The organism is Streptomyces sp. OR43, assembly GCF_008042275.1.
GTDB lineage: Bacteria > Actinomycetota > Actinomycetes > Streptomycetales > Streptomycetaceae > Streptomyces.
The window spans coordinates 20,798-39,723 of record NZ_RDBK01000002.1; the positions used below are offsets into that span (position 1 = coordinate 20,798).

Genomic DNA, 18,926 nt, shown 5'->3' on the forward strand with positions numbered 1-18,926 from the left:
CGTGGGTGAGGTGAGGGTGTATCAGGTCGTGGTGGTGATGCCCGCGAGGACCATCGACAGGTACTGGCGGGCGATCTCCTCCGGGCTGTGGGTGCCGCCGGGGCGGTACCAGGAGGCGGCCACCCAGACGGTGTCGCGGACGAAGCGGTAGACCAGCCGTACGTCCAGGTCGCTGCGGAAGGCCCGCTCGGCGACGCCGCGTTCCAGGGTGCGCAGCCAGGCGTTCTCGAACTTCAGCTGCGAGTCGGAGAGGTAGGCGAAGCGCGGCTGGGCGGACAGGTGCCTGGACTCCCGCTGATAGATGGCCACCGCCGGTCCGTGCCGGTCGATCTGCCGGAAGGACTGGGTGACGAGCGCCCCAATGGCCTCCCGCGGCGCGAGTCCGGCGGCCAGGACGGTGTCGTAACCGGTCCACAGTTCGTCCAGGAAGGCCGAGAGGATCTCGTCGAGCATCGACTCCTTGGAGTCGAAGTGGTAGTAGAGGCTGCCCGCGAGCATTCCCGCCTCGTCCGCGATGCGGCGGACGGTGGTGGCGTTGTAGCCCTGAGCGGCGAACACCTCGGCGGCGGTCGCCAGGAGTTCGGCGCGCCGCCGGGCGTTGGCGGTCCCGGCGATCGCGTTCACGCCCTCTGGCTGCTGACGGACACGGTCTCGCCCGTCATGTACGAGGAGTAGCCGCTGGCCAGGAAGACGATGACGTTGGCGATCTCCCAGGGCTCCGCGTACCGGCCGAAGGCCTCGCGTTCGGTGAGTTCGGCGAGCAGTTCCGGGGTGGTGACCTTCACCAGGTGCGGGTGCATGGCGAGGCTGGGGGCGACGGCGTTGACGCGTACGCCGAAGTCGGCCGCCTCCAGGGCCGCGCACCGGGTGAGGGCCATGACTCCGGCCTTCGCGGCGGCGTAGTGGGCCTGGCCGCGCTGGGCGCGCCAGCCGATGACGGACGCGTTGTTGACGACGATGCCGCCGGCACCGCTCTCCTTGAAGTGGCGCAGGGCGGCGCGGGTGCAGCGGAAGGTGCCGTTCAGGGTGACGTCGAGGACCTTCGCCCACTGGTCGTCGGTCATGTCGACGAGGTCGGCGGTGCCGCCGAGTCCGGCATTGTTGACGACGATGTCGAGACGGCCGTGGCGTTCGGCGGCGAGCCCGAACAGGGCGTCGACCTGCTGCTGGTCGGTGACGTCGCAGGGCAGCGCGGCGACGTTGTCCGCGCCGAACTCCTCGGCGAGCGCGGCGGCGCTCTCCTTCAGGCGGCGTTCATGGGCGTCGCCGATGACGATCCGGGCGCCCTCCTCCAGGAACTTGCGGGCGGTCGCTCCGCCGATGCCGGCACCCGCGGCGGCGGTGATCACCGCGGTGCGTCCGGCCAGGAGGGAGTGGCCCGGTACATAGGGCGGCTGCGGGGTCACGGGCGGATCTCCTTGGGCAGGCCGAGGACGCGCTCGGCGATGATGTTGCGCTGGATCTCGTTCGACCCGGCGTAGATGGTGTCGGAGCGGGAGAAGAGGAACAGCCGCTGCCAGTCGTCGAGTTCGTAGGGGGCCTCGGGTGCGGTCATGCCGCCGGCGCCCAGGACGCTCATGGCGAGTTCACCGAGTTCCCGGTGCCAGGTGGCCCAGAAGATCTTCCCGATGGACGCCTCGGGACCGGGGGCGCCGGCCGCCACGCCGTCCAGCATGCGCAGGGCGTTGAACCGGATGGTCTCCAGGCCCGTCCAGGCGCGGGCGAGCCGGTCGCGGATCAGCGGATCGTCGGCCGCGCCGTTGCGGCGGGCCACCTCGATCAGGGTCTCCAGTTCGCGCCGGAAGCCGACCTGCTGGCCGAGGGTGGAGACGCCGCGTTCGAAGCCGAGGGTGGCCATGGCGATCCGCCAGCCGTCGCCGGGTGCGCCGACGAGGTGCGCGGCGCTCGTGCGGGCGCCGTCGAAGAAGACCTCGTTGAACTCGGAGGTGCCGGTCAGCTGCTGGATCGGCCGGATCTCCACACCGGGCCGGCCGAGCGGGACCAGGAGGTAGGACAGGCCCGCGTGGCGGGTGGAGCCCGCTTCGGTACGGGCCACGACGAAGCACCACTGCGCGTCGTGGGCCAGTGACGTCCAGATCTTCTGCCCGGTGACCACCCACTCCTCGCCGTCCCGCTCGGCCCTGGTCCGTACGTTCGCCAGGTCGGACCCGGCGTCCGGCTCGCTGTAGCCCTGGCACCACAGCTCCTCGACGGCGACGATCGGCGGCAGGAAGCGTTCCTGCTGCTCGGGTGTGCCGAAGGCCACCAGGGTCGGGCCGAGCAGTTGCTCCCCGATGTGGTTGACCCGCGCGGGGGCGTCGGCCAGGGCGTACTCCTCATGGAAGGCGACCTGCTGCTCGATGGTCGCGCCCCGGCCTCCGTGCTCCACGGGCCAGCCCACACACGTCCAGCCCTCTGCGGCCATGTGCCGTTCCCAGGCCAGCCGTTCGGCGAAGGCCTCGTGCTCCCGGCCCGGTCCCCCGCGGCCCCGAAGGCCCGCGAAGTCGCCCGTGAGGTTGGCGGCCAGCCAGCCGCGGATCTCGGTGCGGAACTCCTCGACGCTGCTCATGGGGGTACGTTAATCTACCAAACACTTGTTAGGGAAGGAGGGGCCGATGTCCGCTGCCCACGACGAACCGGTGCGCTACGAGAAGCGGGGCCCTGTCGCGACGGTCACCATGAACCGGCCCGACTACCGCAACGCGCAGAACTCCGCGATGACCTACGCCCTGGACCGGGCGTTCTACCGCGCGGCCGACGACAGCGAGGTGAAGACCGTCGTCCTGGCCGGGGCGGGCAAGCACTTCTCCGCCGGCCATGACATCGGGACCCCGGAGCGGGACGCGCATCTGCCGTTCGAGCGCCGGGCGGGACTCTGGTGGGACCACTCGGACAAGGAGGGCGCGGAGAGCCGCTTCGCCCGCGAGTCCGAGGTGTACCTGGGGATGTGCCGCCGCTGGCGGGAACTGCCCAAGCCGGTCATCGCGTCCGTGCAGGGCGCCTGTGTGGCGGGCGGTCTGATGCTCGCCTGGGTGTGTGACCTGATCGTGGCCTCGGAGGACGCGTTCTTCGCCGATCCCGTGGTCCGGATGGGCATCCCCGGCGTCGAGTACTTCGCCCACCCGTGGGTGATGCCGCCGCGGATCGCCAAGGAGTTCCTCTTCACCGGTGACCGGATGAGCGCGCGGCGCGCGTACGAGGTCGGCATGGTGAACCGGGTCGTCCCACGGGAGGAACTGGCCGCTCGCACGGAGGAGTTGGCGCTGAAGATCGCGGAGATGCCGCGCATGGGACTGGCGCTCACCAAGCGCGCGGTCAACCAGGCCGAGGACCTCCAGGGCATGCACACCGGCATGGACTCGGTGTTCGGCCTGCACCACCTGGCGCACGCGCACAACGCCGAGACCGCACCGGACGCGCTCGGCGGCATGGACATCCGGGCGATGAAGAAGGCGGGCGCCTGATGGACCTCGATTTCGACGCGGCCGACGAGGCCTTCCGTACCGAGGTACGCGACTGGCTGGCCGCCCACGTTCCGGCCGCTCCCCTGCCGTCCCTGGAGACCGCCGCGGGCTTCGCCGCGCACCGGGAGTGGGAGGCGGCCCTGGCCGCGGACCGCTGGTCGGTGGTCTCCTGGCCCGAGGAGTTCGGCGGGCGCGGCGGTTCCCTGCTGCACTGGATGATCTTCGAGGAGGAGTACTACGCCGCCGGCGCTCCCGGCCGGGTCAGCCAGAACGGCATCAACCTGCTGGCGCCGACGCTCTTCGAGAACGGCACCGCCGGGCAACGGGCCAGGATCCTGCCCGCCATGGCGCGCGGTGAGGTCATCTGGGCACAGGCGTGGTCCGAGCCGGASTCCGGCTCGGACCTGGCCTCGCTGAAGTCGACGGCCGTGCGGACCGAGGGCGGCTGGCTGATCAGCGGCCAGAAGACGTGGTCCTCGCGGGCGGCCTTCGCCGACCGCGCCTTCGGACTCTTCCGCAGCGACCCGGACGCGGACCGGCCGCACCGCGGGCTCACGTATCTGATGTTCCCGCTGGACGCCGAGGGCGTGACCGTACGCCCCATCGGACGGCTGGACGGGAAGCCCGCCTTCGCCGAACTCTTCCTGGACGAGGTGTTCGTACCCGACGAGGACGTCATCGGCGAGCCCGGCCAGGGCTGGCGCGTCGCGATGAGCACCACCGGCAACGAGCGCGGGCTCACCCTGCGCAGCCCGGGCCGCTTCACGGCCGCCGCGGAGCGCCTGACCGCCCTGTGGCGGGAACACGGTGACCCGGCGGACACGGCGCTGCGCGACCGGGTCGCCGACGCGGTGATCGGGGCCCGCGCCTACCGCCTGTTCTCCTACGCGGGCGTCTCCCAGGTCCTGCACGGCGACGGCGGGCCCGCCGGGGCCGTCTCCAGCCTCAACAAGATCTACTGGTCCGAGCTGGACATCGCCCTGCACGAGACGGCACTCGACCTGCTCGGTCCGTACGGCGAACTCGCCGACCGCGCGGACGAGTCGCCTTCGGGCGGCTGGTCCGAGGGCTACACCTTCTCGCTGGCGGGCCCCGTCTACGCGGGCACCAACGAGATCCAGCGCGACATCATCGCCGAGCGGCTGCTCGGCCTGCCGAAGGGGCGCCGCTGATGCGTTTCCTCCTGGACGCCGAGCAGCGGGACTTCGCCCGCTCCCTCGACGCTCTGCTCACCTCCTGCGGGACCCCGTCCGTCGTACGGTCCTGGGCGGCCGGCGACCACGGCCCGGGGCGTGCCCTCTGGGCCCGGCTGGCCGAGGCCGGAGTGTTCGCGCTCGCGGTTGCGGAGCGGCACGAGGGGTTCGGACCCCTGCCGCTCGAACTCACCCTCGCCTTCGAGGCGCTGGGGCACCACGCCGTCCCCGGGCCGCTGGTGGAGACGGTGGCCGCCGCGGCCCTGCTGGACCGGCTCGGCGACGACCGCCTCGCAGCGGAGCGGCTGCCCGGCATCGCGTCGGGGAAGTCGGCCGTGTCCCTCTGCCTGACCTCGCTCGGCCCGTACGCCCTGGACGCCGACGCGGCGGACGCCGTGTTCGTGGTGGACGGGGACACCCTGCGCCTCGCCTCCGGGACGGGGGCCGTGCAGCCCTCGGCGGACCCCGCGCGGCGGCTGTTCCGCCCGTCGGACGGGACGGTCCTCGCCCAGGGCCCGGCGGTGACCGACGCCGCCCGGTACGCCGCCGATGTGGCCGCACTGGCCACGGCCGCCCAGGCCCTCGGGGTCGGGCGGGCCCTGCTGGCCCGGACCGTCGCCTACGTCACCCAGCGCACCCAGTTCGGGGTGGCGATCGGCTCCTTCCAGGCGGTCAAGCACCGGCTGGCCGACACCCTGCTGGCCCTGGAGTTCGCCGGGCCGCTGGTGCACGGCGCCGCGCTCGCGCTCGCCGCCGGCGACGAGGGGGCGGGCGCCGACATCGCCGCGGCCAAGGTGACGGCGGGCGAGGCCGCGTACGCGGCGGCGCGTACGGCGCTGCAGCTGCACGGCGCCGTGGGCTACACCGACGAACTCGACCTGTCCCTCTGGATCCGCAAGGCCCGCCCCCTGCGCGACGCGTGGGGCAGCCCGGCCGCCTGCCGGGCCCGAGTCATGGGAGTGCGGCGATGAGACTCACCCAGGAACAGCAAGAGCTGCGCTCCGCCGTGCGGACGCTGCTGACCCAGCATCAGGGCGAGTCCGCCTGGGCACCGTTGGCGACCCAGATCGGCGCGGCCGGTCTGACGGTGCCCGAGGAGTACGGCGGGGCGGGCGGCGGCGCCCGCGATGTCCATGTGCTGATGGAGGAGCTGGGCCGGACCCTGAGCCCGCTGCCGTGTCTGGGCTCCGCGGTGCTCACGGCGGGCGCTCTGCTGGCCTCCGGAGACAAGGAGGCGTGCGAGCGGCTGCTGCCGGGGCTCGCTGAAGGCACCTCGGTGGGCACCCTGGCCTGGGCCGAGCAGGGTTCCTGGGACCAGGAGGCGATACGCGCCGAAGCGGTCAGGACCTCCGCGGGCGCCTGGCTGATCACCGGGGCCAAGGAACACGTGCTGGACCGGCCCGGCGTGGACGTCCTGCTCGTCGCGGCCCGTACCGCCCACGGGGTGTCGCTCTTCGAGGTGGCGCCCGGCGACACCGGGGTCCGGCGGGAGCCCGTCGTGACGATGGACGGGACCCGGGCCCAGGCCCGATGGGTGCTGAACGGGGCCGGGGGACGACTGCTGGGCGTCGACGGCGACGGCGGGCGGTATCTGGACCACGTGCGGGATCTGGCCTGCACGGCACTGGCCGCGGAGCAGGTGGGCGCGGCCGGGCGCTGTCTGGAGCTCACCGTCGAATACGCCATGAGCCGGGTCCAGTTCGGACGGCCGATCGGCTCCTTCCAGGCGGTCAAGCACCGGCTGGCCGACGCCTACGTCCTCGTGGAGTCGGCGCGTTCGGCGGCGCTCGGTGCCGCTTTCGCCGCCGACGAGGACCCGGGCGCGCTGCCGCGGGCCGCCGCCGTCGCCAAGTCCGTCTGCTCCGAGGCGTTTTCGGTGGTGGCCGGCGAGATGATCCAGCTGCACGGCGGAATCGGGATCACCTGGGAACACGACGCGCACCGCTACTTCAAACGGGCGCACGGATCGGGCGAGCTCTTCGGGCCGCCCGCGCACCATCGGGCACGGCTCGCCTCGATGCTCGGCCTGACCACCCACTGAGCAGATCCCAGCAGACGGAAGAAGGGGCGCAACACATGGACATCGGCAAGGCGTTGGACTTCACGGGGCACGTGGTCCTGGTCACCGGCGGCACCAAGGGGATCGGTGCCGCCATCGCCGCGGCATTCCTCGGTGCCGGGGCGGACGTGGTGGTCTGCGGCCGCACCACCCCCGACACCCTGCCCGCGGCCGGGGGCAGGGAGGCGGTCTTCGTCCCGGCCGACGTACGCGATCCGGCGGCGGCGTCCTGCCTGGTGGACACCGCGGTGGAACGCTTCGGCCGGCTCGACGTGGTCGTCAACAACGCGGGCGGTTCCCCGGACGCCGACGCCGCCACCGTCTCGCCACGCTTCGTGGAGAAGATCGTCGCGCTCAACCTGCTTGCGCCGTTCTACGTGGCACAGGCGGCCCACCGCGTCATGCGGGCCCAGAACGGTGGCGGTTCGGTCATCAACATCGGCAGCGTCTCCGGCCAGGACCCGCAGCCGGGCACCGCGGCCTACACGGCCGCCAAGGCCGGGCTGCTGGCCCTCACGAAGGCGCTGGCCCTTGAATGGGCGCCGGCGGTCCGGGTCAACCACATCACGACGGGGCTGATCCGCACCGAGAGCGCCGCGTCGGTCTACGGCCCGGACGGCGGCGCGGCGGTGGCGGGCGTCATCCCGATGGCGCGGATGGCGGTGCCGGCGGATGTCGCCCACGCCTGTCTGTTCCTCGCGGGCGGTCTGTCCGGGTACGTCAACGGCGCGGACCTCGCGGTGCACGGCGGCGGGGAGTTCCCCGCCCGCTATCTGGCGGCGAAGTCGGCCGGCGGGCCGGGCTGACCGCTGCGGGACGGGGGTTGTCCCCCGGTTCCATCGACCGGGTGGCCCGATGTTCCCGGGTCACCCGGGCTCCCGGCGTCGTGCGGGTCGTTCCCACCCGGTCCGAGGAGCACGAAGCGCGTCATCCGTCTGGTCACGCGGGGCTCGGCCTGACCTGTTTACTCGCGGGCGCATGCCCGCTTCTGCCTCGTCCGCCCCGCCGCGTGCGACCGCCGGACAGGTCCGCCAGTCCCTCGCCCGGAGGGCGTGTCCGGCGCAGCAGACGGAGCTGCGTGCCGCGGGCGCACGCTGCGCGAAGGTGCGCGTCCCTCTCGATCACGCGGACCCCGACGGCCCGACGATCGAGATCGCCGTCTCGCGGATCGCGGCGAAGGGAGCGCGCGGGAAGCGCCGGGGCATCCTGCTGCCCAATCCTGGCGGCCCCGGCGGCACGGGCCTGGCCAACACGCTCTGCCTGCGGCCCGCGTTGAAGGACGCGGCCGCCCGTGATGAGCTGGTGGCCGCCGGCCGGCCGGGCGCTGACGGGTCGTTGAACCGCGGGGGCCACCGGGCGGGCCGGGGTCCTCGCGGCTGCGGCGAGGAGAGCCCGGGCTGTCAGACCAGGTTGTCCTCGACCGTCAGGCCGAACGCCCCGCGCCCGTACATCGCGAGGGCGCGTTCCACGTCGTTGGCCACGTGGACGCTGCCCGCGTGGGCGTCGCGCCAGGCGCGTTCGACGGGGTTGCCGCGCCGCAGCGCGTTGCCGCCGGCGGTCTTGAAGAGCAGGTCGATCGCGGCGACGGCCCGTTCCGTGCCCCGGACCTGGTCGCGCCGGGTGCGCAGCCTCAGCTCCGTCGGTATCTCCTTTCCGGCGGAGGCCAGTTCGAGCAGCTCGCCCATGTTCCGGTCCATCTGGAGGACGGACGCGTCGATGTCGGACGCGGCGCGCGCGATGGCGACCTGGGCGAACGGGTCCTCGGCGAAGTTCCCCCCGCCCAGGCTGAGCCGCACCCGCTCCTTCATGCGCGCCACATACGAGGCGTATCCGCCGGATACGGCCCCGAGTACCGGCGCGGTGACGGCGCTGGTGAAGATCGCCCCGAACGGCAGCCGGTACAGCGGCCCCGGGTTGACCTGCTGTCCCGGCACCTTCAACCGCGCCTGTTCGTAGTTGCGGAGCACCCGGTGAGCGGGGACGAAAGCCGTCTCGACGACGACGTCGTTGCTGGCGGTGCCGCGGAGCCCCACCACGTCCCACATGTCCTCGATCCGGTAGTCGGCCCGGGGCACCAGCACGGTCAGGAAGTCCACCGGCCGCCCCTGCGCCCCGACGACGAGGGCGCCGAGCAGCGCCCACGAGGCGTGCTCGCAGCCCGAGGAGAAGCTCCACCGGCCGGCCAGCTCGTAGCCGCCGTCGACGGGGGTGAGCCGGCCGACGGGTGCGTACGACGAGGAGATCCGGGTGTCCGGGTCCTCGCCCCACACGTCCTGCTGCGCCTGCTCGGGGAACAGGCCGAGCTGCCACGGGTGGACGCCCAGGACCGATGCGACCCAGCCCGTGGAGCAGCAGACCGCGGAGATCTCCCGCACCACCTGGTAGAAGTCGACCGGGTCGCTTTCCAGGCCGCCGAACCGGGACGGCTGGAGCATCCGGAACACCCCGGCCCCGGACAGCTCACGGATCGTGGCGGCCGGGATCCGCCGTGCCTCGTCCGTCGTGACGGCCCGCTTCTCGATGGCCGGCAGCAGGGCGCGTACCGATTCCAGAACCTCGTTGCCCATAGTCCGTCCTCCATACCCTTGTCGCCCGGTGAGGCGTGTCGGTCAGACCGTCCGCAGGACGGTCTTGTCCACCTTTCCGGTGGCATTGCGGGGAAGGGCCCCGAGGATGACGACCTCGCGCGGGACCTTGAAGTTGGCGAGCCGCTCGCGGCAGTGGCCGACGAGCTCGTCCGGCTCCGTCCCGGTGCCCGGCCGGATCGTCACGTAGGCGCGTCCGACCTCGCCGAGGCGCGCGTCCGGAATCCCGACCACGGCGGCCTCGGCGACGGCGTCGTGGCCGGTGAGCACCTGCTCGACCTCGGCCGGATAGACGTTGAACCCGCCGACCACGAACATCTCCTTGGACCGCCCGGTGATCACCAGATTGCCGCGGGGGTCGAGGTGGCCGATGTCGCCGGTGTCCAGCCAGCCGTCGGCGTCGATGGCCGCCGCGGTGGCCTCGGGATCGTCGAGGTAGCCGTGCATCACGTGGTAGCCGCGTACCAGGATCCGGCCGTCCTGCCCGGCCGGCAGCGGGTTCCGGCCGCCGTCGGCGACGAGCACCTCCGTGCCGTCGATGGGACGGCCGGCGGTCAGGGCCACGGTCTCGGCGTCGTCGTCCGCCGAGCACACGGTGACCGTGCCGCAGGTCTCGGTCAGTCCGTACGCGGTGAGGACCTCGGGGAACAGTTCGGCGCGCATCCGCCGCACGAGGGCGACCGGGACGACGGCCGCGCCGGTCACCGCCAGCCGCAGCGACGACAGGTCGAAACGGTCCCGTCCGGGCGCGTCCAGCAGTTCCGTGTAGATCGTCGGCGGGCCGGGCAGCACGGTGATCCGCTCGGCCTCCACGGCGCGCAGCGCCCGGTCCACGTCGAACACCGGCTGCAGCACCATCGTGGCGCCGCGCAGCAGGCACGCGAGTACACCGGCCTTGTAGCCGAAGCAGTGGAACATCGGGTTGATGACGAGGTAGCGGTCGTCACCGGTGACTCCGGTCCGGCCGCTCCAGGCCCAGTAGGTGGCGAGGTTCTGCCGGTGCGTGGTGAGCGCGCCCTTGGGGCTGCCCGTCGTGCCCGAGGTGAAGAGCAGGTCGCACGGGTCGTCGGGGTGGACGCCGGCGGTACGGGCCGTGGCCCCGGCGTCCGGGACGTGTGCGCCGTGGCCGAGGAACTCCTCCCAGGGCAGGGTGCCTGTGCCGGGCGGGGTGGCGGCATCCAGGGTCACCACGTGTTCCAGCGCGGCGGGCCGGGGCTCCTGAGCACCCTCGTCCCCGGTGGTCAGCATGGACACGTAGTCCTTGCCGAGGAATCCGTTCTCCACGAACAGCAGGCGCGCGCCGCTGCGTCGCAGGAGCAGGCGCGCCTCGGCGCCCTTGTAGCGGGTGTTGACGGGGACCAGTACCGCGCCGGCCGATGTGGTGGCGAGTGCGGCGACGACCCAGTGGTGGCTGTTGGGCGCCCAGACGGCGATCCGGTCGCCGGGCCGGATGCCGAGCGCGAGGAGCGACTTCACGGCCGCCCGTACCGCTGTGTGCAACTGGCTCCAGGTCAGCCGTACGTCACCGTCCACGACCGCTTCCCTGCCGGGGTGCCGTCGTGCGGCGAGGTCGAGTGCGCCGGGAAGGGTGAGAGGGTGCTCGGTTTCGCTCATCTGCTCTCCGGGAGGGGGCGGGACGGACGGCCAGCGCGGACAGGTAGTAACAGGTGACGGTCGTGACAGGCCGTCAGGAGGACGGCGGCAGCATCTTCTTGGATGCCTCGTGTGCGGCGAGGGCGAGTTCGGCCCGGGGGAAACCGCTGCGCTTCTCCGCGGCCGCCGCATTGCCACCCGCAACCAGAACGGGGCCGTCAGCGAGGTGTTCCAGGCCTTCCCGGGCGACGTCGTCCGGTTCCGCGACCCGCAGACCGGGCAGGTCCATGCGCAGCCCGGCGCGCTCCATCGCGGGGGTCCGGGTCACTCCGAGGACGAGTTCCAGGACGTGCACACCGTGCGGCCGCAGTTCCAGCCACAGGCCTTCGGCGAAGACCCGGCTGAAGGCCTTGGCAGCCGAGTAGACGCTGATCTGCGCCTGACCGAGGTATCCGGAGAGCGAGCCGACCAGCATGATGCCGCCCCGGCCGCGCTCCCTCATCAGGGCGCCGAAGTGGTGGGTGAGGGCCAGTTGCGCGGTGATGTTGAGGTCGAGGACGCCCTGGACGCGGTCCAGGTCGCCGGTGACGAACTCGTGGCCGTAGCTGTTGGCTCCCGCGTTGAAGATCAGCAGACCGACCTCGAGGCCGTCGGTGACCGCACGGACGGCGGCCAGGGCCCCGGGGTCGAGCAGGTCCAGTTCGAGTGTGCGGACCTCGACGCCCTTGGCCCGCACCTTCTCGGCGGTCTCGTTCAGCGGGCCCGGCTTGCGGGCGATGAGCACCAGGTTGATCCCGGCGTCGGCGAGCTGGTCGGCGAACGAGGCGCCGACCCCCTCGGAGCCGCCGGCGACGACCGCCCAGGGCCCGTACACGTTCTTGTCGGTCATCGAGTACCTCTCTTGTTTCCTGGCCGCCGCGGTGCCGCGACCGTCCTGGCCGCCGCGGTGCCGCGACCGTAAGGCGCTCCTCCCGGGGTGCGCCCCGGGCATCCCACTGGCCGGGATGCCCGCGTCCGGGCCGCTCAGACGGCGCCGGCGGGCTGCCCGGCCATGTGCCGGACGGCCAGGGAGGCGAAGACCATCGCGGTGCCGATGGGGACGCCGGGACCGGGATAGACGCCACCGGTGAACGAGGCGCTGGTGTTGCCGGCGGCGTACAGGCCGGCCAGCGGGCGGCCGTCGGTGTCCAGGACGCGGGCGTCCACATCCGTGCGCAGACCGCCCTTGGTGCCAAGGTCTGCGAGGACCACCCGGGCCGCGTAGTACGGCGGCCGGTCGAGCGGGACCAGGCACGGGTTGGGTCCGGGGGCGTTCTTCCCGGCGGCGAAGAACAGGTCGTACGGGTCCTCGCCACGGTGGTGGTCCTCGTCGGTCCCCGCCGCCGCGAAGCCGTTGAACCGGCCGACGGTGTCCGCCAGGGTGCCGGCCGGTACGCCGATGAGCGCGGCGAGCTCCGGCAGCGATTCCGCCCGGACCCAGGTGCCGGCCGCCAGGTGGTCCGCGGGGTCGGCGGGAGGCACCGTGATGGCGGGCAGGGCGCCGCCCTCACGGGAGTCGAAGATCAGGTGGACGGGCGCGTCCGCACCTCCATGGGCGGCGAGGGCGCGGCCCATACGGTCGTACGGCAGCGACTCGTTGGCGAACCGCCGCCCCGAGCCGTCCACCATCAGGCCGCCGCGCAGACCGAGGGTGAACGCGGCCGAGCCGTCCGGGAGTTCGGTCCCCGGGCACCACCACGCCTCGCCCATGAGGCCGGTGGCGGCACCGGCCGCGACGGCTGCGCCGAGCAGTTCGCCGGTGTTGGTGCCGCGGGGCGCCATGCTCCAGGCGGCCGCGCCGGGCACTCTGTGCTCGGCACGCAGGGCGTCGTCGCCCTCGAACCCTCCGGCGGCCAGCAGCACGCCGCGGCGGGCCCGTATCCGGACCGAGCCGTGTGGTGTGCGTGCCTCGACTCCGGTGACCCGGCCGTCCTCGGTGACGAGAGCGGTGACATGGTGCTCGGTGCGGACGAGCGCGTTGCCGGTGCGGGTGGCGGCGAGCAGGAGGCGTCCGATCAGGGCGCGGCCCGCGGTCATCGGTGCGCCGGCGGGGTGTCCCTGGCCGGCGCGGTCCCGGTCGACCGCCGGACGGACCAGGGGCAGGAGGGCGCCCAGCAGCTCCGGGTCCAGGTCCAGCGGGACGAAGGAGCGCCCGGCGTCCATCCGGCCGGGGGCGGCCACGTAGTCGGGGAAGGCGCGCCACTCGAACTCGATCGCCGGATCGCGTTCGAGCCGGCTCACCAGTTCGGGGGCGTGCCGCAGGAAGGCGGTCCTGCGGGCCTCTTCGGCGTCGCCGGTGAGGGCGCGCAGATAGGTGTCGGCCGCTTCGGTGGAGTCGCCGAGCCCGGCGCGTTCCTGCACCTGGGTCCCGGGCAGCCAGCAGGCGGCTCCGGAGTAGGCGGAGGTGCCGCCGAGCAGCGCCGTCCGTTCCAGTACGACGGTGTCGAGGCCGTCGCCCGCGGCCACCAGGGCCCCGGTCATCGCTCCCGCGCCGGATCCGACGACGATCACGTCGTGGGTGGCGTCCCAGTCCTGCCGGCCGTCCCGCATGGGGTGACCCCTCCTGCCGCTCGGTGGTGTGCGTCCTCAGCAGACCCGTTCGGGGGCGGGGTCCGCGGGTCCGGTCCCGCTGAGCGGTACGGCGGGGCGAGCGCGCCTGACGCACGGCCGGGCCCGGCGTATTGTCTGTGCAGCTGTAGACACCACCGAGCTCCGGGAGAGAGCGCGTGCCCAGAATCGCCGAGGCCAGGGCCGGGGCCGAGCCCAGTTCGCCCCGGCAGCGCGCACGCCGTCAGAGCATCCTGAAGGTGGCGGCGGACATCGCCGCCACGACGGGGCTCGAGCGGGTGCAGATGCAGGAGGTCGCCAAGTCGGCCGGCGTCGCCATCGCGACCCTGTACCGGTACTTCCCGTCGAAGACCCATCTGTTCACCGCGCTGATGGCCGACCAGATCGAGGGATTCGCCGCCCGGGTGCCGGAGCGCCCGGCGGGCACCTCGCCCGAGGACGCCGTCTTCGAGACGCTGGGCAGCGCGACGCGCAATCTGCTGCGCCGGCCGGCCCTGGCCACGGCGATGATCCAGTCGGCGAACGCGGCCCGTGCCTCGACGGTCCCGGACCTGGCGCGGATCGACTCGGGGTTCATCGATCTGCTGGTGCGGGCCTGGGGTGTGGAGGAGCCCACGGACCACCACATCACCCGTCTGCGGCTGCTGATCCTGCTCTGGTACGGCGTGCTGCAGTCGCGGCTCAACGAGCGGCTCACCCCACAGGAGGCCGATGCCGATCTGCGGATGGCCTGCCACCTGCTGCTCGCCCCGGAGACGGACGCCGGCTGACTCCGGTTCGCGACGGGGCCGGCCGGGCGCACTGTCCGTTCGCCTGGCCCGTCCGGCCAGGTGCGCCGTCGCTTCAACGGGTCCGGCCGGCCGGGCGCGCCCGGCGGTTCAGCGGGTCTGCTGCGTCCCCGTCGTGTCGAGTCCGGCGACGCTGTAGGCGGCGTAGGTCCGGTGCGGATCACGGCCGCGGAAGTATCCCGTCAGCTGCTCGTCGAGTTCGGCCGGCGTGAAGGTGCCGTCCGCGGCGGTGAACTTCTGCTCCACGGTGGGCGGGGCGAGCAGCGCGACCATGTCGCCGTAGACGACGAACACCTGCCCGTTGATCTCGTCGGCGGCCGGTGAGGCCAGGTGCCCGACGAGGGTGGCGACGCGCTCGGGGGCCATGATGTCGAGGCCGCCCGGTGCGGTCGCGCCCTCGCCGAAGGCCTCGGCCGTCATGGCGGTGCGGGCCCGGGGGCAGATCGCGTTGGCGCGTACGCCGTAGCGGGCCAGGCCCTGCGAGGTGGCGAGGGTCAGCGCGGTGATGCCGGCCTTGGCGGCGGAGTAGTTCGGCTGGCCGGGGGACCCGAACAGGAAGGCCTCGGACGAGGTGTTGATCACGCGGCCGTAGACCGGCGCGCCGGAGGCCTTGCTCGCCGCGCGCCAGTGGACGGCCGCGGCGCGGGACACCGCGGCGTGCCCCTTGAGGTGGATCCGCAGCACGTCGTCCCAGTCCGACTCGGTGAGGTTGAACAGCATCTTGTCGCGGAGGACGCCCGCGTTGTTGACGACGATGTCGAGGCTGCCGAAGCTCTCCACGGCGGCCTCGACCAGCCGGTCGCCCATGGACCATTCCCCGACGTCGCCGGTCACCGCCACGGCCCCGGTGCCGAGCGCCTTGATCTCCGCCGCCACGTCGTCGGCCGCCGGGCCGATGTCGTTCACCACCACGTCGGCGCCGAGGGCCGCGAGTGCCAGTGCCTCGGCGCGGCCGAGCCCCGCTCCCGCACCGGTGACGACGGCGGTGCGCCCCTGAAGGGTCTTCGCCGAGGGGGTGTGCGTCGCGCTCATGCTGCCTCATTCCGTGTTCCGTCGATCCGCTGGATACGCGGGCGCACCCCGGGGAACTGCCGCCGGGGTGCGCCCCTCACAGAAAACTAGTATTGATTTCAGTTTTTGGCCGGGCGGTGTCCCGTTGAGTGGACGAAGCCGACGGAGACGGAGCCGAGTCCGTCGAAGTCGGCCCGGTAGGCCTCCCCCGGCTTCACGTCGACGGCCTTGGTGCACGATCCGGGCAGGATCACGTGACCGGCCTCCAGCCGCACCCCGAAGGACGCGACCTTGCGGGCCAGCCACGCGACGGCCTCGGTGGGGTCGCCGAGCACCGCGCTGGTGTTGCCCCGGGCGATCTCCTCGCCGTCCCGGTGCAGGACCGCCTCGATGTCGGCCGGGTTCAGGCCGGCCGGCCGCACCCGGGCCGAGCCGAGGATCACGCCGGCGGACGAGGCGTTGTCGGCGATGGTGTCGGCGAGCCCGATCCGCCAGTCCTTGATCCGGCTGTCGATGAGTTCGAGGCTCGGGACGATGTACTCGGTGGCCGCCAGGACGTCCTCGGTGGTGCACCCCTCCCCCGGCAGGCTCCGGCCGAGTACGTAGCCGATCTCGACCTCGATCCGGGGGTAGCAGTAGCGGTCCGCCTCGACGGGCGTGCCCTCGGACAGCACCATGTCGGAGAGCAGATGGCCGTAGTCCGGCTCGTCGACTCCCATCATCTGCTGCATGACCTTCGAGGACAGGCCGACCTTGTGTCCGTGGACGGTGCGTCCCCCGGCCAGTTGCCGGCGGATGTTGATCAGCTGGATCTCGTAGGCGTCGCTCGCGTCGATGGCGGGCCAGGTGGTGGTGAGCGGCTCCACCGGGATGCGGTCGCACTGGGCGGCCCACAGCACCTCGGCGGCCTCGGCGCGCTGCGCGGGATCAAGCATCGGGGTTCTCCGTCGGGTCGGGGGTGGTGGTACGGAATCGGGCCCGTCCGCCGGTGAGCACCGCACGGCCGTCAGCGGCCGTCGCCTCGAAGCGCGCGCCACGGTGGCCCGGACGTTCGCCGCCCGGTTCGCCGGCCCAGCCGGCCAGAGCGAGCCGGTCGCCGGGGAAGGCCGGTGCGGCGAACCGGGCTTCCAGCTCCACCAGTTCGGCCGGGTGCGCGCCGAGGGCGCCGGCCAGCGGCAGCAGGCTCGCGGCGAGCGTGCACAGGCCGTGCAGGAACGGGCGGTCCATCCCGGCCGCCTTCGCCGCCTCGGGATCGATGTGCATGGCGTGCCGGTCGCCGAGCAGCCGGTAGAGGGCCGCCTGCCGGGCGTGCGTGGCGACGGTGAGGGCGTGTTCGGCCGGCCGGTCCGGGCGGCGCGGGGCGGACGGGCCGCGTTCGCCGCCGAAGCCTCCGCGGCCCGGCGCGAAGATCGACCAGGTCGCCGTGAAGCGCGCGCAGGACACCTCGACGTCGAAGACGGCGGCCGCTCCCTTGTCCCGGACGGCGGCGACCCGCGCCGTCGTGGTCAGCTCGCCGGACGGCTCCAGCGGGCCGTGTACGAGAAGGTGCTGGCTGCCGTGCACCGCCGTGGTGACGTCGAAGGCGCCCAGCGCCCCGAGCGCGTCGGGCGCCCACTGGGCCAGGGTCAGCGCGAAGGTGGGCAGTACCCGCAGCCGCTCCTCGTACACGAGGTCGAGCCGGTCGGCGGGGGCGCCGACGGCGAGCGCGTACAGGATCGCGTCCCGCTCGGTCCAGGAGGCGGTACGGGTGCCGAGTTCACGGCCCTCCCACGGCGAGGCGGTCATCGGTCGGCTCCCAGGATCAGACCGCTGGTGGGCACTCCGGTGCCGGCGGTGACCATGACGTGGTCGGCCTTGTCCGGCTGGTTCACCGAGGTGCCGCGGACGAGCCTGACCCCCTCGGCGATCCCGTTCATGCCGTGCAGATACGCCTCGCCGAGCTGCCCGCCGTGGGTGTTGAAGGGCAGCCGGCCGCCGAGTTCCAGGTGGCCGTCGGCGATGAAGTCCTTCGCCTCGCCGGGCTTGCAGAAGCCCAGTTCCTCCAGTTGCGGAAGGACCAGCGGGGTGAAGTGGTCGTAGAGCACGGCCGCGTCGATGTCGTCCGGTCCGAGGCCGCTCTGGGCGTACAACTGCCGTCCGACCAGTCCCATTTCGGGGATCCCGGTGATCGTCGGCCGGTAGTAGCTGGTCATCATGTGCTGGTCGGCGCCGAGCCCCTGGGCCGCGGAGCGGATCATCGCGGGCGGGTGCGGAAGGTCGCGCGCGCGCTCCGCGGAGACGATCACCAGCGCCTGGCCGCCGTCGGTCTCCTGGCAGCAGTCCAGCAGCCGCAGCGGTTCGGCGATCCAGCGGGAGTCCCGGTGGTCCTGGAGAGTGATGGGACGGCCGTGGAACCAGGCGGCCGGATTGGTGGCCGCGTGCTTGCGGTCCACCACGGCGACCCGGCCGAAGTCGTCCGTGGTGGCGCCGTATTCATGCAGATAGCGGCGGGCGAACATCGCCACCCACTGCGCCGGGGTGCTCAGCCCGAAGGGGGTCATCCAGGCGTAGGCCGCCCGGTCCGCGGTGGTGTCCATGGGGCGGGCGGCCTGCCCGAGCCCGTAGCGCTCGCCGGAGCGTTCGTTGAACGCCCGGTAGCAGACCACCACATCGGCGACCCCGGTGGCCACGGCCATGGCTGCCTGCTGCACGGTGGCGCAGCCGGCTCCGCCGCCGTACCCGATGCGGGAGAAGAACGTCAGGTCACCCATGCCCGTGTTGCGGGCCACGTGGTTCTCCGCGTTGGTCTCCGCCGTGAAGGTGACGAGGCCGTCCACGTCGGACGGTCTCAGGCCCGCGTCCGCGACAGCGGCGAGCACCGCTTCGCAGGCGAGCTGGAGTTCGCTGCGGCCGGAGTTCTTGGAGAACTCGGTGGCGCCGATTCCGGCCACGGCCGCGGCGCCCGACAGCGGTACGGCGCTCATCGGTCCTCCCCCGGAAGCTGCACCGAGACGCTCCCGGTGACATGGGCACCCAAGCTGTTGGCGCCCGTGACCGCGATCTCGACGCGGCGGTCGGCGTCCGACTTCGCGGTCACCGTTCCGGTGAGCACCATTGTGTCGCCGGGGTGGTTGGGGGCGCCGAGCCTGATCCGGATGGCCTTGACGACGGAGGCGGGGCCGGCCCAGCCGGTGACGTACCGGTCGACGAGCCCGTTGCTGGTCAGGATGTTCATGAAGATGTCCTCGGAGCCGCGTTCCCGCGCCAGTTCGGGGTCGTGGTGGACGTCCTGGTAGTCGCGGCTCGCCAGGGCGGTGGCGACGATCAGGGTGCGGGTGACCGGGACCGGCAGCTCGGGGAGTACGTCGCCGACGGCCACCGACGCGTAGGTACGGGAGGGCGGGAGGGCGCCCGGGGCCGCGGTCACGAGCGCACCGCCGCGTCGGCGAGGAGGGCTCCGAGACGCTCCAGGTCGGCGCCCGCGCCGCCCAGGGTGGTGGAGATCTGCTTGCCCCACAGGAAGTGCCGGTGCACCGGGTAGTCGGTGTCGACGCCGATGCCTCCGTGCACGTGCTGGACGCGGTGGACGGTGTTCAGACCCCCTTCGGTGGCCCACCACTTGGCGACCAGCGCGGCCCGGTCGGCGC

General features: G+C 72.9%; 18 protein-coding genes and 1 pseudogene. 6 read left to right on the forward strand and 13 right to left on the reverse strand.

The genetic code is table 11. The features are described 5' to 3' along the window. Positions 1 to 21 precede the first annotated feature (21 nt). Genes EAO72_RS02525 through EAO72_RS02535 form a run of 3 tightly spaced genes read right to left on the reverse strand, consistent with a single transcriptional unit; the run spans position 22 to position 2,569 of the window. Positions 22 to 624 (reverse strand): TetR/AcrR family transcriptional regulator, encoded by a 603-nt coding sequence (locus EAO72_RS02525; RefSeq protein WP_148015565.1) that lies wholly within the window; start codon positions 622 to 624, stop codon positions 22 to 24. After that, entirely contained in the window at positions 621 to 1,406 is a 786-nt protein-coding gene (locus tag EAO72_RS02530; protein WP_148015566.1) for an SDR family oxidoreductase, read from the reverse strand. Before EAO72_RS02530 ends, EAO72_RS02525 begins: the two co-directional genes overlap by 4 nt. Then, a complete protein-coding gene (locus EAO72_RS02535; RefSeq protein ID WP_148015567.1) occupies positions 1,403 to 2,569 on the reverse strand; it encodes an acyl-CoA dehydrogenase family protein in 1,167 nt (388 codons plus the stop codon). Before EAO72_RS02535 ends, EAO72_RS02530 begins: the two co-directional genes overlap by 4 nt. Before the next feature lie 46 nt (positions 2,570 to 2,615). On the opposite strand from EAO72_RS02535, the gene EAO72_RS02540 reads away from it, so the two are divergent. The 5 genes from EAO72_RS02540 to EAO72_RS02560 are packed head-to-tail and all read left to right on the forward strand — an operon-like array spanning position 2,616 to position 7,522. Continuing rightward, complete coding sequence (locus tag EAO72_RS02540) at positions 2,616 to 3,464, forward strand: enoyl-CoA hydratase (RefSeq protein ID WP_148015568.1); 849 nt, start codon at positions 2,616 to 2,618, stop codon at positions 3,462 to 3,464. Beyond that, the gene (locus EAO72_RS02545) at positions 3,464 to 4,636 is read left to right on the forward strand and encodes an acyl-CoA dehydrogenase family protein (RefSeq protein WP_148015569.1); all 1,173 of its coding nucleotides are present in this window, start codon (positions 3,464 to 3,466) and stop codon (positions 4,634 to 4,636) included. Before EAO72_RS02540 ends, EAO72_RS02545 begins: the two co-directional genes overlap by 1 nt. After that, on the forward strand, positions 4,636 to 5,628 hold the full coding sequence (locus EAO72_RS02550; RefSeq protein WP_148015570.1) for an acyl-CoA dehydrogenase family protein: 993 nt from the start codon (positions 4,636 to 4,638) through the stop codon (positions 5,626 to 5,628). Before EAO72_RS02545 ends, EAO72_RS02550 begins: the two co-directional genes overlap by 1 nt. Beyond that, complete coding sequence (locus EAO72_RS02555) at positions 5,625 to 6,698, forward strand: acyl-CoA dehydrogenase family protein (RefSeq protein ID WP_148015571.1); 1,074 nt, start codon at positions 5,625 to 5,627, stop codon at positions 6,696 to 6,698. Before EAO72_RS02550 ends, EAO72_RS02555 begins: the two co-directional genes overlap by 4 nt. Positions 6,699 to 6,733: 35 nt before the next feature. Next, positions 6,734 to 7,522, forward strand: a complete 789-nt coding sequence (locus EAO72_RS02560) for an SDR family oxidoreductase (protein WP_148015572.1) — start codon at positions 6,734 to 6,736, stop codon at positions 7,520 to 7,522. Positions 7,523 to 8,116: 594 nt separating this feature from the next. On the opposite strand, the gene hsaA is transcribed toward EAO72_RS02560, so the two are convergent. The 4 genes from hsaA to EAO72_RS02585 form a co-directional block, all read right to left on the reverse strand. Further along, the gene (hsaA, locus tag EAO72_RS02570; protein ID WP_148015573.1) at positions 8,117 to 9,283 is read right to left on the reverse strand and encodes a 3-hydroxy-9,10-secoandrosta-1,3,5(10)-triene-9,17-dione monooxygenase oxygenase subunit; all 1,167 of its coding nucleotides are present in this window, start codon (positions 9,281 to 9,283) and stop codon (positions 8,117 to 8,119) included. Positions 9,284 to 9,325: 42 nt separating this feature from the next. After that, positions 9,326 to 10,915: a FadD3 family acyl-CoA ligase gene (locus EAO72_RS02575; protein WP_148015574.1), complete on the reverse strand. Its 1,590-nt coding sequence runs from the start codon at positions 10,913 to 10,915 to the stop codon at positions 9,326 to 9,328. A 73-nt stretch (positions 10,916 to 10,988) separates the two neighbouring features. Beyond that, complete coding sequence (locus tag EAO72_RS02580; RefSeq protein WP_148015575.1) at positions 10,989 to 11,783, reverse strand: SDR family NAD(P)-dependent oxidoreductase; 795 nt, start codon at positions 11,781 to 11,783, stop codon at positions 10,989 to 10,991. Positions 11,784 to 11,917: 134 nt separating this feature from the next. After that, complete coding sequence (locus EAO72_RS02585; RefSeq protein ID WP_148015576.1) at positions 11,918 to 13,483, reverse strand: FAD-binding protein; 1,566 nt, start codon at positions 13,481 to 13,483, stop codon at positions 11,918 to 11,920. A 176-nt stretch (positions 13,484 to 13,659) separates the two neighbouring features. Here EAO72_RS02585 and EAO72_RS02590 point away from each other — a divergent pair, with 176 nt between their 5' ends. Beyond that, positions 13,660 to 14,271 (forward strand): TetR family transcriptional regulator, encoded by a 612-nt coding sequence (locus tag EAO72_RS02590; RefSeq protein WP_148015577.1) that lies wholly within the window; start codon positions 13,660 to 13,662, stop codon positions 14,269 to 14,271. A 108-nt stretch (positions 14,272 to 14,379) separates the two neighbouring features. Here the strand turns inward: EAO72_RS02590 and EAO72_RS02595 are convergent, their stop codons facing one another. The 6 genes and pseudogenes from EAO72_RS02595 to EAO72_RS02620 all read right to left on the reverse strand — a co-directional run. After that, positions 14,380 to 15,321, reverse strand: a complete 942-nt coding sequence (locus EAO72_RS02595) for a 3-oxoacyl-ACP reductase (protein WP_148015578.1) — start codon at positions 15,319 to 15,321, stop codon at positions 14,380 to 14,382. Positions 15,322 to 15,419: 98 nt separating this feature from the next. Then, positions 15,420 to 16,235, reverse strand: coding sequence for a 2-keto-4-pentenoate hydratase (locus EAO72_RS02600; protein WP_148015579.1), 816 nt, complete (start codon positions 16,233 to 16,235; stop codon positions 15,420 to 15,422). Then, a complete protein-coding gene (locus EAO72_RS02605; protein ID WP_148015580.1) occupies positions 16,228 to 17,085 on the reverse strand; it encodes a MaoC/PaaZ C-terminal domain-containing protein in 858 nt (285 codons plus the stop codon). The genes EAO72_RS02600 and EAO72_RS02605 overlap by 8 nt, the downstream gene beginning before the upstream one ends. Continuing rightward, entirely contained in the window at positions 17,082 to 18,263 is a 1,182-nt protein-coding gene (locus EAO72_RS02610) for a lipid-transfer protein (RefSeq protein ID WP_148015581.1), read from the reverse strand. Before EAO72_RS02610 ends, EAO72_RS02605 begins: the two co-directional genes overlap by 4 nt. Next, positions 18,260 to 18,706, reverse strand: a complete 447-nt coding sequence (locus EAO72_RS02615) for a MaoC family dehydratase (RefSeq protein ID WP_148015582.1) — start codon at positions 18,704 to 18,706, stop codon at positions 18,260 to 18,262. The genes EAO72_RS02610 and EAO72_RS02615 overlap by 4 nt, the downstream gene beginning before the upstream one ends. Beyond that, a pseudogene (locus tag EAO72_RS02620) lies at positions 18,703 to 18,926 on the reverse strand (acyl-CoA/acyl-ACP dehydrogenase); the annotation flags it as partial. The gene EAO72_RS02615 and the pseudogene EAO72_RS02620, both read right to left, overlap by 4 nt.

What these genes read in the sequence shown, in the direction of transcription:
- EAO72_RS02535 (WP_148015567.1), bottom strand. Translation starts at nt 2,569, where the DNA reads ATGAGCAGCGTCGAGGAGTTCCGCACCGAGATCCGCGGCTGGCTGGCC.
- EAO72_RS02540 (WP_148015568.1), top strand. Translation starts at nt 2,616, where the DNA reads ATGTCCGCTGCCCACGACGAACCGGTGCGCTACGAGAAGCGGGGCCCT.
- EAO72_RS02550 (WP_148015570.1), top strand. Translation starts at nt 4,636, where the DNA reads ATGCGTTTCCTCCTGGACGCCGAGCAGCGGGACTTCGCCCGCTCCCTC.
- EAO72_RS02555 (WP_148015571.1), top strand. Translation starts at nt 5,625, where the DNA reads ATGAGACTCACCCAGGAACAGCAAGAGCTGCGCTCCGCCGTGCGGACG.
- EAO72_RS02560 (WP_148015572.1), top strand. Translation starts at nt 6,734, where the DNA reads ATGGACATCGGCAAGGCGTTGGACTTCACGGGGCACGTGGTCCTGGTC.
- hsaA (WP_148015573.1), bottom strand. Translation starts at nt 9,283, where the DNA reads ATGGGCAACGAGGTTCTGGAATCGGTACGCGCCCTGCTGCCGGCCATC.
- EAO72_RS02575 (WP_148015574.1), bottom strand. Translation starts at nt 10,915, where the DNA reads ATGAGCGAAACCGAGCACCCTCTCACCCTTCCCGGCGCACTCGACCTC.
- EAO72_RS02580 (WP_148015575.1), bottom strand. Translation starts at nt 11,783, where the DNA reads ATGACCGACAAGAACGTGTACGGGCCCTGGGCGGTCGTCGCCGGCGGC.
- EAO72_RS02585 (WP_148015576.1), bottom strand. Translation starts at nt 13,483, where the DNA reads ATGCGGGACGGCCGGCAGGACTGGGACGCCACCCACGACGTGATCGTC.
- EAO72_RS02595 (WP_148015578.1), bottom strand. Translation starts at nt 15,321, where the DNA reads ATGAGCGCGACGCACACCCCCTCGGCGAAGACCCTTCAGGGGCGCACC.
- EAO72_RS02600 (WP_148015579.1), bottom strand. Translation starts at nt 16,235, where the DNA reads ATGCTTGATCCCGCGCAGCGCGCCGAGGCCGCCGAGGTGCTGTGGGCC.
- EAO72_RS02605 (WP_148015580.1), bottom strand. Translation starts at nt 17,085, where the DNA reads ATGACCGCCTCGCCGTGGGAGGGCCGTGAACTCGGCACCCGTACCGCC.
- EAO72_RS02610 (WP_148015581.1), bottom strand. Translation starts at nt 18,263, where the DNA reads ATGAGCGCCGTACCGCTGTCGGGCGCCGCGGCCGTGGCCGGAATCGGC.